The sequence below is a fragment of the Erythrobacter sp. genome (assembly GCF_040217515.1).
Taxonomy (GTDB): Bacteria; Pseudomonadota; Alphaproteobacteria; order Sphingomonadales; family Sphingomonadaceae; genus Erythrobacter.
The window spans coordinates 131,498-144,524 of sequence record NZ_JAVJPT010000007.1 but is presented as its reverse complement, the minus strand read 5'-3'; the positions used below and the strand labels follow the sequence as shown (position 1 = coordinate 144,524).

Annotated in this window: 15 protein-coding genes and 1 pseudogene; 8 read left to right on the top strand and 8 right to left on the bottom strand. The window is 70.2% G+C overall.

All coding sequences use genetic code 11. The features are described 5' to 3' along the window. Positions 1 to 68 precede the first annotated feature (68 nt). The 6 genes and pseudogenes from RIB52_RS09120 to RIB52_RS09095 all read right to left on the bottom strand — a co-directional run bounded on the left by RIB52_RS09120 (position 69) and on the right by RIB52_RS09095 (position 5,648). Positions 69 to 788, bottom strand: coding sequence for a sigma-70 family RNA polymerase sigma factor (locus RIB52_RS09120; RefSeq protein WP_350175111.1), 720 nt, complete (start codon positions 786 to 788; stop codon positions 69 to 71). Next, positions 785 to 2,836 (bottom strand): flagellar biosynthesis protein FlhA, encoded by a 2,052-nt coding sequence (locus RIB52_RS09115; protein WP_350175303.1) that lies wholly within the window; start codon positions 2,834 to 2,836, stop codon positions 785 to 787. Before RIB52_RS09115 ends, RIB52_RS09120 begins: the two co-directional genes overlap by 4 nt. An 824-nt stretch (positions 2,837 to 3,660) precedes the next feature. Further along, positions 3,661 to 4,155: pseudogene (locus RIB52_RS14830) on the bottom strand (transglycosylase SLT domain-containing protein); the annotation flags it as partial. 67 nt (positions 4,156 to 4,222) lie between these two features. After that, positions 4,223 to 4,663 carry a flagellar protein FlgN gene (locus tag RIB52_RS09105; RefSeq protein ID WP_350175109.1) on the bottom strand — a complete coding sequence of 147 codons (441 nt, stop codon included), beginning with the start codon at positions 4,661 to 4,663 and terminating at the stop codon, positions 4,223 to 4,225. Next, the gene (flgM, locus tag RIB52_RS09100) at positions 4,660 to 4,971 is read right to left on the bottom strand and encodes a flagellar biosynthesis anti-sigma factor FlgM (protein ID WP_350175108.1); all 312 of its coding nucleotides are present in this window, start codon (positions 4,969 to 4,971) and stop codon (positions 4,660 to 4,662) included. The genes RIB52_RS09105 and flgM overlap by 4 nt, the downstream gene beginning before the upstream one ends. Before the next feature lie 104 nt (positions 4,972 to 5,075). Continuing rightward, on the bottom strand, positions 5,076 to 5,648 hold the full coding sequence (locus RIB52_RS09095; RefSeq protein WP_350175107.1) for a flagella basal body P-ring formation protein FlgA: 573 nt from the start codon (positions 5,646 to 5,648) through the stop codon (positions 5,076 to 5,078). A 306-nt stretch (positions 5,649 to 5,954) separates the two neighbouring features. On the opposite strand from RIB52_RS09095, the gene RIB52_RS09090 reads away from it, so the two are divergent. Then, a complete protein-coding gene (locus tag RIB52_RS09090) occupies positions 5,955 to 7,136 on the top strand; it encodes a GGDEF domain-containing protein (protein WP_350175106.1) in 1,182 nt (393 codons plus the stop codon). Between the two features lie 35 nt (positions 7,137 to 7,171). On the opposite strand, the gene RIB52_RS09085 is transcribed toward RIB52_RS09090, so the two are convergent. Both RIB52_RS09085 and RIB52_RS09080 read right to left on the bottom strand, forming a co-directional pair. Continuing rightward, a complete protein-coding gene (locus RIB52_RS09085) occupies positions 7,172 to 7,633 on the bottom strand; it encodes a hypothetical protein (protein ID WP_350175105.1) in 462 nt (153 codons plus the stop codon). 2 nt (positions 7,634 to 7,635) lie between these two features. Then, positions 7,636 to 8,349, bottom strand: coding sequence for a MotA/TolQ/ExbB proton channel family protein (locus RIB52_RS09080; RefSeq protein ID WP_350175104.1), 714 nt, complete (start codon positions 8,347 to 8,349; stop codon positions 7,636 to 7,638). Between the two features lie 332 nt (positions 8,350 to 8,681). On the opposite strand from RIB52_RS09080, the gene flgB reads away from it, so the two are divergent. The 7 genes from flgB to RIB52_RS09045 are packed head-to-tail and all read left to right on the top strand — an operon-like array spanning position 8,682 to position 13,018. After that, positions 8,682 to 9,041: a flagellar basal body rod protein FlgB gene (flgB, locus tag RIB52_RS09075; RefSeq protein WP_350175103.1), complete on the top strand. Its 360-nt coding sequence runs from the start codon at positions 8,682 to 8,684 to the stop codon at positions 9,039 to 9,041. A gap of 2 nt (positions 9,042 to 9,043) precedes the next feature. Then, positions 9,044 to 9,466: a flagellar basal body rod protein FlgC gene (gene flgC / locus RIB52_RS09070; protein ID WP_350175102.1), complete on the top strand. Its 423-nt coding sequence runs from the start codon at positions 9,044 to 9,046 to the stop codon at positions 9,464 to 9,466. Beyond that, positions 9,466 to 9,861, top strand: coding sequence for a flagellar hook assembly protein FlgD (locus RIB52_RS09065; protein WP_350175101.1), 396 nt, complete (start codon positions 9,466 to 9,468; stop codon positions 9,859 to 9,861). Before flgC ends, RIB52_RS09065 begins: the two co-directional genes overlap by 1 nt. Positions 9,862 to 9,895: 34 nt before the next feature. Continuing rightward, positions 9,896 to 10,708, top strand: a complete 813-nt coding sequence (locus RIB52_RS09060; protein ID WP_350175100.1) for a flagellar hook-basal body protein — start codon at positions 9,896 to 9,898, stop codon at positions 10,706 to 10,708. Between the two features lie 13 nt (positions 10,709 to 10,721). Further along, the gene (locus RIB52_RS09055; protein WP_350175099.1) at positions 10,722 to 11,465 is read left to right on the top strand and encodes a flagellar basal body rod protein FlgF; all 744 of its coding nucleotides are present in this window, start codon (positions 10,722 to 10,724) and stop codon (positions 11,463 to 11,465) included. Positions 11,466 to 11,477: 12 nt separating this feature from the next. Then, entirely contained in the window at positions 11,478 to 12,269 is a 792-nt protein-coding gene (flgG, locus tag RIB52_RS09050) for a flagellar basal-body rod protein FlgG (RefSeq protein ID WP_350175098.1), read from the top strand. Between the two features lie 23 nt (positions 12,270 to 12,292). Further along, on the top strand, positions 12,293 to 13,018 hold the full coding sequence (locus tag RIB52_RS09045) for a flagellar basal body L-ring protein FlgH (protein ID WP_350175097.1): 726 nt from the start codon (positions 12,293 to 12,295) through the stop codon (positions 13,016 to 13,018). The last annotated feature ends 9 nt before the right edge of the window (positions 13,019 to 13,027 follow it).

The window sequence follows — 13,027 nt, the reverse complement described above, 5'->3', positions numbered from 1 at the left end:
CCCTCATGCCCCCGTTTCACCCGGCCCTAGCGGCGATGGGCGGGTTCGTCAGCCTGCTTTGCGCGCGGTCATTCCCCGGCCTCCATCATCGCCTTCAAATCCTTCAGCGCCTTGGCGCGCAGCTGGTGGACGCGTGGCACGCTGACCTCGAGCACGGCGGCGATTTCGGTGAGGTTCATTTCCTCGACGAAGAACAATTGCAGCACCAATTTCAGCCGGTCGGGCAGCTGTGTCATCGCCTCCACCAGCCGGTCGCGGTCCTCGGCGGCGCACAGGGCCTCGAACGGGTCGGGGTCCTCGCTCGCGAAGGCGGTGTTGGTCTCGTCATACTCCTCGCTGATCGAGGAGACGGTGACCGTGCTCGCCTCGATCTCGGCCAGTTCCGCGTCGCAGATATGGAGCGCGGCGGCGATCTCGGCGCGGCCCGGTTCGCGGCCCAGCTCCATGCGCAGGCGCTCGACCTCGCGTTCATAGGCGGCGCGGCGCTTGCGCGCATTGCGCGTGTCGGTGAGCTGGCGGCGGATCTGGTCGAGCATCGCGCCGCGCACGCGGATCTTGGCATAGGCGGCGAACCCGTCCTCGCCAGGCCCGGCATGGCGCCGCGCGCATTCGGTGAGCGCGACGATGCCCGTCTGGACGAGGTCCTCGACCTCGATCCCTTCGCGGCCCATGCCGTAGATGTGCCAGGCGGCGCGGTGGACCATGGGCAGGAAGCGGCGCACGCGGTCCTCGACCGCGGCCTGGTCGGCGGCGCCATAGGCGGCGTGGAAGGCGGCGTCGTGCTTCATGCCGCGAGCGCTTCCTGCGGGTTTTCTTCAGTGCCGATGGTTGCGACCACCTCCACCGGCTGGCTCGCGGGCAGTTCGTTGATCGACAGGACGAGGCAGGTCTTCGCCCGCGCGCGCAGCAGCCCTGCGAGCGCGCGGCGCGCGGGCGGCTGGACGATGAGCGCGAGCGGGCCGTGCTCGCCCGCGAGTTCGCCGATGCGCCGCGCGATCATGGCGCCGCAATCGGGTTCGATCAGCGGTTGGCCGGTCGCCGGATCGGTCATCCCGCCGAGAATCGCGGATTCGAGCGCGGCATCGAGTGTTGCGACCTTGAGCCTTTCGCCCGGCGCACACACCCGCGCCACCAGCCGCGCGCCGAGATCCACCCGGACGGCGTCGATCAGCGCGTCGAAATCGTGGCTTTTCTGGAGCGCAAGGGCGAGGCTGGTGAAAAGCGGCTGGGGATGGGCGAGCGAGAGCCCGTCGCCGATCAGCGCGCGGAAGATGCGGGTGAGCGCAGCGAGCGAGAGCGGATCGGGATGGATCGCCTCGACCAGTGCGGGGCTGATGTCCTTCAGCGCATCGAGCAGGTCCTGCACTTCGCCGGGGCCGAGCAATTGCGGCGCCGCTTCGGCCAGGACCTGGTTGGCGTGGGTCGCGATCACCGTGCTCGCATCGACCGCGAGGAAGCCTTCGGCCACGGCAAGGTCGCGCGCGCCCGGATCGATCCACAGCGCGGGGCAATCGAAGCTCGGGTCGCGGGTCGGCTCTCCTTTCAGGCCGAGCGCGGTGTAGGGCGGCTCGCCGCGCACCTCGCCGGCATCGATCGCAAGCAGCTTTCCAGCCCGCACCGATCCGCGCGCCACCGTCACCCCGCCGAGCAGCACGGCGTAATCATTGGCCGGCATATCGAGCGAATCGCGGATGCGGAACTGCGGCAGGACAAAGCCCAGATCGCGCGACAATTGCTTGCGGATGCCGGTGATGCGCGCAACCAGCGGCGCGTCGCGCGCCTCGTCGACCAGCTGGATGAGGCCGTAGCCGAGCTCGATAGTCACCAGTGTCTGGTCCGACACGTCGGCCAGCTCGATCCGGTCGGGCGGCACTTCTTCGGCTACCGGTTCTTCGGGCACGGGGCGCGCTGCCTTGCGCCTGAGCGCCCACCAGATACCGCCCGCAATCGCGGCGGCAGGCAGGAAGATCGCCTGAGGCATGGCCGGGACCAGCCCGATCCCGCCGAGAATGAGCGCAACTGGCAGCCAGCCGCGCGCGTCGGCGAACTGGCCGCCGATCTGCCCGGTCAGGTCGCGCGTGTCCGATACCCGCGTGACGATGGCGGCAGCCGCGATCGACAGCAGCAGGGCGGGCACCTGCGCGACCAGCGCATCGCCCACTGCAAGCGTGACGTAAAGCTCGCCCGCTTCCGCCGCCGTCAGGCCGTGCCCGATCATGCCGAGCGCGAATCCCGCGATCACGTTGACGGCGAGGATCAGCAGCGCAGCGAGCGCATCGCCTTTGACGAATTTCGACGCACCGTCCATCGAACCGTGGAAATCGGCCTCGACCGTGACCCGCCGCCGCCGCTCGCGCGCTTCGTCGCTGGAGATGAGTCCGGCGGCGATGTCGGCATCGATCGCCATCTGCTTGCCCGGCAACGCATCGAGCACGAAGCGCGCGGAGACTTCCGAGACGCGGCCCGCGCCCTTGGTGATGACGATCATGTTGATGATCAGCAGGATCGCGAAGACGAACAGGCCGACCGCGAAATTGCCGCCGACGAGGAACTCGCCGAAAGCCTCGATCACTTCGCCCGCCGCCGCGCCGCCTTCGTGCCCGCTCACCAGCACGACGCGCGTCGAAGCCACGTTGAGAGCGAGGCGCAGAAGCGTGGCGAACAGCAGGACCGTCGGGAAGGACGAGAAATCGAGCGGCTCGCGCGCGTTGAGCGCCGCCATCAGCACTGCGATCGCGATCGCGATATTGAGCACGAAGAACGCATCGAGCAGCACGGTCGGGATCGGCAGCACCATCAGCGCGAACAGCGCGAAGATCGCCAGCGGGAGCGCCATGGCGGAAGGCGCGCCGCCGAGACGCCGGGCGAGCGGGGCAAGGAAGCCGGACAGGGGGATCGTGGGACCGGTCACAGGCCTTGCGCCTTCAGCCGCTCATAGGCATCGCGGATGTGATCGCTCGCGCGTTCGATCGCGCCGAGACCGGGCCCGCCCGCGCCGCCAGCCTCGATCCCCTCCAGCGTGGCCGAGAGGATGCGCGACATGCTCGGGCGCGGTGCGGGGGCGGTTGGCGGAGCGGGCGGCGATGCGGCGGACAGGCTCGGCTGCGGAGAAAGCGTCGCGCGCGGGGCGATGACGGGGCGATGCGCCCCGGTCACGGCGGGCGGCTCGCCGGGGGCGAACACCGCTTCGTCGGCGATGAGATAGGGCGGCAGGACCGGCATGTCCGGGGCGAGCGCGCGGGCGCGCGCGACCTTGGTGTCGATGCGCTCCATCACTTCGGCAAGGCTGCGCTCGCGTCCGGAGGGATCGTGGAACACTGCGCGGTTGGCGGCGGCGGGACGGGGGAACAGGGCGGCGGCGCTCTGGCCGGGATCGCGCGCCATTGCGGACAGGAAACGCCCCGCCCCGCCCGCGCCGAGGAAATGGGCGAGATAGAGTTCGGAATGGTCGGGCCGGCGGCCGAGCACGCCCGACAGGTGGGCGCGGTTGTCCTCGGCCAGACCCGCCGCCATCAGCGCGGCGATGCGCGGGTCGCGCCTGAGGTCGAGGATCGCGCGGCGTTCGGCAGGGTCGGCGACATGCGCTCCGCCGCCGGGGGTGCGGGCGATCCGGGCGGCGATGTCGCCCAGGCCGAAGCGCGCGCCGTGGCGCTGCATGGTCGACAGCCAGGTGCTCTCGATGAACTGGTAGAGCCCGCTCGCGCTCGAGGTCGGGGCGCGGGCTTCGGGGTTCATGGCGGATTCGATCCGGGCCTGGGCGACGAGGAAATCGAAATCCACCCCGGTGCGCCGCGAGGCATCGGCGATCGCGCGTTCGACCGCTGCGCTGCGCGGCGCCGCGGCGGGGCCCGAAGCGGCGATCTGGCGGCTGGCGACGCGACCTGCAGCGGGCGGTGGGCTTGGCCGGTCGGCCTGCGCGCCAGTCCTCGCGCCCGCTCCCGTGCCGATGCGCGCGCCGGGGCGCTGGTCGGGCGGGGGTGCGCTTGGCGCGGCTGCGCGGCCGGCGGCAATCCCTGCGGGGGGAAGCGATGGATGGGGCACGCCTTCTCCTGCCTCGCCTTGTTGCTCTTCGCTGTGGGTCCTCGGTTCGATTGCGCCGCCGCCATGCGCGCTTCCGGCGGGAAGCGGAGCGGCGGCCACGCATGGGACGCGCATTGCAATGGGCGTGCCAGAATCGCCTGGTGCGCGTCCGCGGATCTTTGTCGCCCGGCTATGATGCGGATCAGCGGCCCGGTTGCGGGCGTCCCGGGGCGGGCATGGCGGCGGCATAGGTCGGCCCGGCCAGACGCTCCTCGCCGCCCAGCGCGGCAAGGCGCGCGGCGACATTGGCGGCGAGCAGGTTGCGCACCCGGCGGTTGATCTCGTTCAGCCGCCGCGCGGTCTCGGCAAGGCCGCGTATCTCGGCATCGAGCGCGTCCGAGGTAAGCGGGGCGAGCGCGCCGCATAGGGTTTCCTTGATCCGCGCGGCCTCGGCCAGCCCTTCCGCATCGAGCGCGGCAAGCGCCTGCCGCTCGCTTTCGAGGACGGCAATCATCAGCCGCAGGATTGCCGCCGGTTCGCGGGGATCGGGCGCGTCGGGGGTTATCGCGGCGGCTTTCATCGCGGCGGCTTTCATTGCGGGATCGGGCGTGGCGTGATCGGGCATGACGGGCGCGCGGCTCACTTCTCCATCCCGAGGCTGACGCGCGCGGCGATCATCGCATCGGCGATACGGGTGGGCACAAGCGGGTAGCGCCCTTCTTCCAGAGCCTTGCGGATTTCGGCGACGCGTTCGCGGTCGACCGGCGGCGCGGCGGCCGGTTCGAGCGCGGCGGCGCGTGCGCCGAGTTCGACGCTGACACCGCCCGCATCTTGCCCGGAGGCGGCGGACCGGCCCTTCGCGGGCGCGGGAACGGCTGCGTCGCGGTCGCCCGGGGAAAGGGCGCGTGCGGCCGTGGTGGCCTGCAACTTGCTCAATTCGACAGAGGGCATGACTGCGTCTCCTGATGGATTCCTGATGACAAGGACGGACAGGCGCGAGCCGGATTAACCCGGGGGCGCGAAAAAATACGAAGGGGCGCGGTCATCCCTGGCGATCACCGTTTGCCCGGGGCGCGGCCGACCGGGATCTCGGCGAGGCCGGGGCGCACGATCCGCGCGCGCACGGGTTCGGGCCGGCCGCTGCGGGAGGCCGCGCGCGAGGTCGCGGCGAGGCGGATTCCGATCCAGTCGCCGGCGCGGCCCGCCTCCATCGCCTCGCCCGCCTGCTGGACGGTGAAACCGCGCCCGCGCACCATCACCGTGACCGGGTCGCCGCGCTCGACCAGCGGCGCGGCGCGAGCGGCCGGGCGGGCGGCGATGCCGGCTGCGTTTCCGGCCGCGGGCCCCGCGCGCAGGGCGACGAAGACGCGCCAGCCGCCCGGGCCCGGGCAGGCGACCCGCACCGTGGTGCGGGCACGTCCGTGCCAGGCGGTCTCGAGCGGGGCCGGGCAGGGGGCAAGGCGCAGGCGGCGGTCGGCCGGGGCGATCGCACCGCCGGGCTCGCCCACGCCGACGCCGGTAAAGGCCGCGACCGCCGCGTCGATCGCGGCCGGATCGGTTCGGTCGCCTGTGCGCGCGGACCCCGAGGCGCTTTCGCCGAGAGCTGGCGCGAAAAACGGGACGGCCATGATCGCTGCGAGCGGCGCACAGGCGAAGCTGCGCAAGCGGGGCAAGAGCACGGGTCTTGCGCGGTCGGACTGGCGGGGCATTGCGGGTTTCTCCTGCGGGGGCGACGGGGCCTCATGGGTCCGGATGCCACGTCTGAAGCAAACGCCGTGCCAAGCTTTCCCGAATGCGACCCCTCACGGCCGGCCTACGCATTTGTCCGTAGGGGCCTTCGCGAAGTTCCTGCAGGGCCGCCCATTAAGCGGAGCTGCTCTAGGGGACCTGCGCGGGCCGCATTTTTGCCTGTCGCTGCGAACACGGAATCGAACATGGTCTATTCCTCCAGTCTCACGCGCCGCCAGCGGGGGGGCGGGACCGCGCCGCGCCTTCCGGCCGAGGCTCTTTCCACGCGCGCCTCGACCGATCGAGACGCGCAGCCCGACGATCACCCCGACGCGCACACGCCCGAAGGCCGCCGCGCCCTGCTCGAACGGGTCGCCGGTTTCGTGCTTGGCCACGATCTCGCGGTGACCGGCGCCAATCTCGCGCTGGTCTGCAATGCGCTGTCGGGCGCAAGCGTCGAGCTCGCCGCGACATTCGCCGCACGCGAAGCCGCGGGCGAGCCGATCGACCAGCGCTGGCTCGACAGCGTGATGCGGCTCGATCCCGAAACCGGCGCGCGCATGGCCGAGCTCGAACAGCTGATGGACAAGCTCGACGACGCCGTCATGCGCTTTGCCCGTACGACCAGGACCGCGCAGGACGAGACCAGCGACCATCGCGGCGCGCTGGGCCGGCAGATCGAGGCGATGGCCGAGGTCGCCCGTGCCGATGGCGGCGGCGCGAGCAGGGGCGGCGATCGCCCGCCCGAAAACGACCCGGTGCCCGAATTCGACCGCGTGATCGAAATGTCGCGCGCCATGCTGACCCGGATCGAGCAGGTCGAGCAGGCGATGGAGAAAAGCCAGGCCGAGACGAAGCAATTGCGCGAAAACCTCGCCCGGGCGCGGATGGAAGCGGATGTCGACCATCTCACCCGCCTGCCCAATCGCCGCGCCTTCGAACGCCGTTTCGCCGCTGCCGAGGCGCAGGCGCGCGAGTCGGGGGCGAAGCTGTGCGTCGCGTTCTGCGACGTCGACCGATTCAAGGCGATCAACGACACCCACGGCCATGAAGCGGGCGACCGGATCCTGTGCGCGATCGCCGAAACGCTCGGCAGCCATGCGAGCGACCGTGTCTTCGTCGCGCGTCACGGGGGCGAGGAATTCGCCGTCCTGCTGGGCGGCTTCGACAAGGACGCGGCATGGGTCAAGCTTGACCAGATGCGGCGCGCGCAGGCGGACCGGCGATTGGTCGACCGCACGAGCGGGAAGCGCTTCGGCAAGGTTACATTCTCCGCCGGGATCGCCGAGGTGAGCGAGGACCCCGATCCGCGCAGCGCTCTCGCAAGGGCCGATGCGGCGCTTTACGAAGCGAAGAGGGCGGGGCGTAACCGGGTGGTCGTCGGCTGAGCCGAATCCCGCCGTCGCGCGCGCAGGGCGTTGCTTCAGGACCCTCCTGAGCGACGCGGCGCGCTGTCATAGCCGAGGCTTGCATGAAGCCCGCTCTGCGCTCCGTTTTCCCCGTCCGTCCCGTCACCGCCCTCGATGACCACCCGCACGGCGACGCCCGCCTGTCGCGCCTCCCGCGCGAGCGCGCGCGCCCTGGCCCATGTCGCGCTGTCTTCCGGTCCCGAATGGCGGGCATAGATCGTCAGCGTCGCGCGCGGGTCGCGCGCCTGCCGGGCGAGCCATCGTGCAAGCGGCGGCGCGTCCGGTCCCGGCCGGTACAGTGCCTGCGAGGGCGCGAAGCGGGCCTCGCTCCCGCCGCTGCCGGTCCCCGCTTCTCCCTTTGCGCTGCCGCCTTCGGGAAAGCCCGCCAGCGCCGCAAGGGTCACGAGGAACAGGATCAGCGCGAGATCGGCGAGGATCAGCTGCCAGCCCGCCCCTTCGTCCCGGTTCTGCCGCATGATCATCCCAAAGTCCTTACATGACCGTATTCGCATGCGCTCTCATTCCCGGATCCGTGCAGGCGCTGGGCGCGTTCGATCGCGAGCTCCCCGACATGCCCGGCGAGCCATTCCACCAGCGCTTCGCGCGCGCTTTCCTCGCGCATCCCGCGCCGCTCGATCGCGCGGGCCAGCGGTATGCAGACGAGATGCGCGGTGAGAACGCCGTAAAGCGAGGACAGGACCGCCGTTGCGATCGATGCCATCGCGGTTTCGACCGGGCTCGTGGTCAGCGCGCCCGAAAGGCCGGTGATCGCGTAAAGCGTCCCGACCAGGCCGAAAACGGGGGCGAGTTCGCCCGCATATTCGAAAGCCCTCACGCCGCGCGTGCGTTCGACTTCGCGCGCGGCGCGTTCGGCCCGGCGGGCGGAATGGAGCGCGTCGAGCGAACCGGTCCTGAGATAGATCTCCACCAGCCTTGCGAGCGAGGGGTCGGGCGGGAGCGGCACATCGGCGGTGCGGCGGCCCTCGCTGTCGATCGCGCGCAGGGTCCGGGCAATGGCGGTGCGGTTGGCGGCCTCGTCGAACTGGCTCCGGGCAAGGCCGGGCAGTGCGGCGAACGCGGCGCTGAGATCGCGCCAGCCGCAGCGCGCGGCGGTGGCGATGAGGGTCCCCGAAACCACGATTGCGAGCGCACCGGCGTCCATCATCCGGGCCACCTCGCTCGGCACATCCATCTGGCTTGTTCCTCCTCACCGGCGCTCACCTCCGACAGAACGGCACCGGGCCGGCAGGTTTAAGGATCGAAAGCATCCTGAAGGGGCGGCGCGAAAGGCACGATCGTGCCCCCACGGCTTGCGCACGCGGCAGGCTTTTGCCGCCGTGGCCCGCTCCGGGCCCGCAAGAGCAGCCGAAAGCACCCGTTTCGAACGCCTCTCAGCCTATCCGGATGCGGCGCAGGCGGGTTTGGCACGGGGGATGCATAAAAACTGGCGGAGCAATCCGATGTCGCGGGGAAACGCGTCACGGCAGCGCCGCAAGGGGCGCATGAAGAAGGATGGAAGGTTTCATGAACGAGCGGATTTTCGGCATTCACGGCGCCGCGCTCGAACTGCGTTCGCAGCGCATGGGGCTGATCGCCTCGAACATCTCGAACGCCGCGACCCCGGGATACAAGGCGCGCGACATCGATTTTTCCGCCGCGCTCGAGGCGCGGCTGAAATCGGGCCGCGACCCGGCGTGGCCGATCGATCCGGCCGAGCGCCACCTCGTCTATCGCACGCCGACCATGGCGAGCCTTGACGGCAACACGGTGGAACTCGGCCGCGAACAGGTCGCCTTCGCCGAAAACGCGCTGCGCTATTCCGCCACGCTGAGCTTCATCGAGGGCAAGGTGTCCACCATCACCCGCGCGCTGAAGGGAGACTGACCATGTCCGGCGATCCCTTCGCACCGGGCCCGATGAGCCTGTTCGATCTCTCCACCCGCGCGATGTCGGCGCAGATGGTGCGGATGAACGCGGCGACTTCCAATCTCGCCAATGCGGGGTCGGTTTCCTCCACCCGGGACGACGCCTATCGCCCGATCCGCACCGTCTTCGCCGCGCGGCTCGACGAGGCTTCGGGGCTCGCCACCGTCGAAAGCGCCGGACTGGTGCGATCCGAGACCGAGCCGGTCAAGCGTTACGATCCCGGCCACCCGCTGGCCGACGAGACCGGCCATGTGTTCGAGGCGGGCGTCGATGAAACCGCCGAAATGGTCGAGATCATGGAAAGCGCGCGGCAATACCAGAACATCGTGCAGGCGCTGCAGACCGCGCGGCAGCTGATGCTGGATACCTTAAGGAGCAAGTGATGGACCCGATCCCCCCGGGCGCGCAGGCCGCGCTCGACCGGCTTAACGCGCCTTCGCAGACGGCGTCTTCGAACAATGCGCTGGCACGGCTCGATTCAGGCGATTTCCTGCGCCTGCTGACGACGCAGCTGACGATCCAGGACCCGCTGGAGCCGGTCAACAACGAACAGATGCTCGCCCAGATGGCGCAGTTCTCCTCGCTCGCCGCGACGACCGAGAGCGGGGCGACGCTGGGCGACATCTCGGCCAAGCTCGACCGGCTGATCGAGGCGCAGGAAGCCGCCCGCGCCGCGAGCGAGGCCGCCGCCGCCGCTGCCGAGGCCGCCCGCGCCGCCGCCGACGCTGCCGGCCCTTCCGGTGCGGCCGTGAACGCGGCCGCGCCGACCTTCGTGTGATCCCCTCCCCCTTGTCCGAAAGGAGCAAGCCGAAATGTCCTTCTTCACCTCTTTGTCCGGCATGAAGAACGCCGAGATCGACCTGCGCGTCATCTCCCACAACATCGCCAATGCCGAGACCGTCGGCTTCAAGAAGAGCAATGCCGCCTTCGCCGATCTCGTGGCCTCGGGTTCGAGCACCGATCCGCGCAAGACGCCGGGGATCGGTTCGACCGTGTCCGCGATCACGCAGGATTTCTCGCTCGGCCCGCTCGAACAGACCGGGCGCAGCCTCGACCTCGCGATCAATGGCGATGGCTTCTTCGCTGCCACGAACCCGGTCTCGGGCGACATCTCCTTCACCCGCAACGGCAATTTCCGGATCGTCGCCTCCGGCGAATTGCAGGATTCGAACGGCAATCTCGTCCAGGCTTTCCCGGTCGATGCAGGCGGGGCGAGCACGTCGGCGACACCGGGCAATCTCGTCGTGCCGGTGACGAATGCGGGCGGTTCCTCGCTGTCGAGCGTCTCGATCGATTCGACCGGGCTGGTTTCTGCGGCCTATTCCGACGGGACCAGCGAACCGGTCGCGCGGATCGCGCTGGCGACCTTCCCTGCGGCCGACGGACTGCGCTCGGAAGGGCTGACTAACTGGGTGGCGACGGGCGAATCCGGCGCGCCGGTCTTTGGCGAACCGGGCATCGGCAATTACGGCCAGCTGTTGTCGGGCGCGCTCGAACGCTCGAACGTCGACCTGGCCGAGGAGATGGTCTCGCTGCTCACCGCGCAGCGCAATTTCCAGGCCAATGCGCGCGCGATCGACACCGCCACGCAGATCTCCCAGGCCGTGCTCAACCTGCGCTCTTAAGGGGTAAGAGCCGATGGACCGCTTCATCTACACCGCGCTGACCGCGATGAATTCGGCGATGGACCGGCAGCGGGCGGTGGCGAACAATCTCGCCAACGCCTCGACTCCCGGCTTCCGGCGCGAGGTCTTCGCGGTCACCGCCGCTACGCTCAGGGAAGAGGCCACGCCCGAAGCGCGCGCCATGGCCCGCGGCAGCGTGCGCGGAGCCGACCTTTCGGCGGGCAAGGTCAATCCGACCGGAAAGCCGCTCGACATCGCCGTTTCGGGGAAGGCTCTCATCGCCTACCAGGCGCCGGGCGGGGGCGAGGTCTATTCGCGCCGCGGGGACCTGCGCGTCGGCCCGTCGGGCGTGCTCGAGAACGGCGAGGGCCTGCCCGTCATGGGCAATGCCGGGCCGATCAGCGTGCCTGCGGGCTTCGCGGTAAGGATCGCGGCGGACGGCTCTGTCTTGGCCAGCGATCCGTCCGCTCCCGATGCGGGGGCCGAGACGCTCGACCGCGTCCGCCTCGTCTCCCCCGAGGGCAGCCCGCTCGCGAAGGGGACCGACTCCTTCCTGAAGGTTCCCGGCGGCGGCGTTCTCCCGCCCGATCCGACCGCGACCGTCAAGCCCGGCGCGCTCGAGGGCTCGAACGTCGAGACCGCCGAAACCCTCGTCCAGATGATCGAGGCCCAGCGCGCCTTCGAACAGCGCGCGCAGGTGATCCGCACCGCCGGCGAACTCGACGAGGCCGGCGCCCGCCTCCTCTCGCTCCAGTAAGGAACCCCGCCTATGCCCACATCCGCCCTTCACGTCGCGCGCACCGGTCTCGAGGCGCAGGATGCGCGCATGCGTGTCATCGCCAACAACCTCGCCAATATCGGTACGACCGGTTTCAAGCGCGACCGCGTCGATTTCGCGACGCTCGCCTACCAGGAGCAGCGCATAGCCGGGCAGCAGTCGACGAACCAGACCGCCTATGCCGTGGGGCTCAATCTCGGCACCGGCGTGCAGGTGCTCGGCACCTCGCGGATCGATAGCCAGGGCACGCTCAACGCCACCGGCAACACGCTCGACATTGCGCTCGACGGGCCCGGCTTCTTCCAGGTCGAGCTGCCGCCGGGCGGGCAGGTCGCCTATACCCGCGCGGGCAATTTCACGCTGTCCCCGCAGGGCAATCTCGTCACCTCGCAGGGCTATGCCGTGACCCCGCCGGTGCAGATCCCGCAGGGCGTGCAGTCGATCACGATCGCCCCCGACGGCTCGATCAGCGCGGTCCAGCCGGGCCAGGCCGCACCCGTCCAGCTCGGCCAGCTGCAGGTCGCCAATTTCGTGAACCCGGCCGGCCTGCGGGCGATCGGCGACAATTTCCTGATCGAGACCGCCGCGAGCGGCCCGGCCGAGCTCGGCATTGCCGGGCAGCTCGGACGCGGCCAGGTGCGCCAGGGCATGCTCGAAGGCTCGAACGTCAACGTCGTCGAGGAGCTGGTCGAGATGATCGAGGCCCAGCGTGCCTACGAGATCAATTCCAAGATGGTGAGCGCGGTCGACGAGATGCTGCGCAACGCCAACCAGACGCTGTGAGGCCGATCCCCGTGAAACCCGCCATGACACGCCGCGCGCGCGCTGCCCTGCCGCTTTGCATCGCACTGCCCTTCGCGCTGTCCGCCTGCATCGGCGGTGGGCCGCGCCCCGGCTTCACCGCCCCGCCGCCACCGGGCGCCCCGCTGGCCGACGCCGCGCCCGTCACGGCGGCGGAGCCCGTCGCCAATGCCTTCGCCGCGCCGCAGGCGGGCCAGCAGGGCGCGATCTTCCAGGCCGCGCAGGGCTATGCCGGCCTTCACACCGGGACCCGCGCGCGCGCGCTTGGCGACATGGTCACGATCGTGCTGGTGGAAAACACCACGACGTCCAAAAGCACTACCGGCCAGACCGGACGCGACGGCAGTTTCTCGCTTACCCCGCCCAGCGCCGGGCCGCTCGCCTTTCTCGACCCCAACGCGCTTAATGCGAGCGGCGAGGGGTCGTTCAATGGAGGTGGCAACGCCGCGCAGCAGAGCCAGCTGAACGGCACGATCACGGTCACCATCGCAGCGCTCCATCCGAACGGGACCGCCGAAGTCGTGGGGGAAAAGCTGATGCAATTGAGCCAGGGCGACGAATGGGTCCAGTTCGCCGGGCGCATACGCCTTGTCGATATCGACAGCGACAACCGCCTGCCGTCCTCGCGCGTCGCCAACGCGCGGATCATCTATTCCGGCAAGGGCGCGGTGCAGCAGGCGAGCCGGCCGGGCTGGCTGTCCCGCTTCTTCAACTGGATTTCCCCGCTGTGAGGGAGCGCG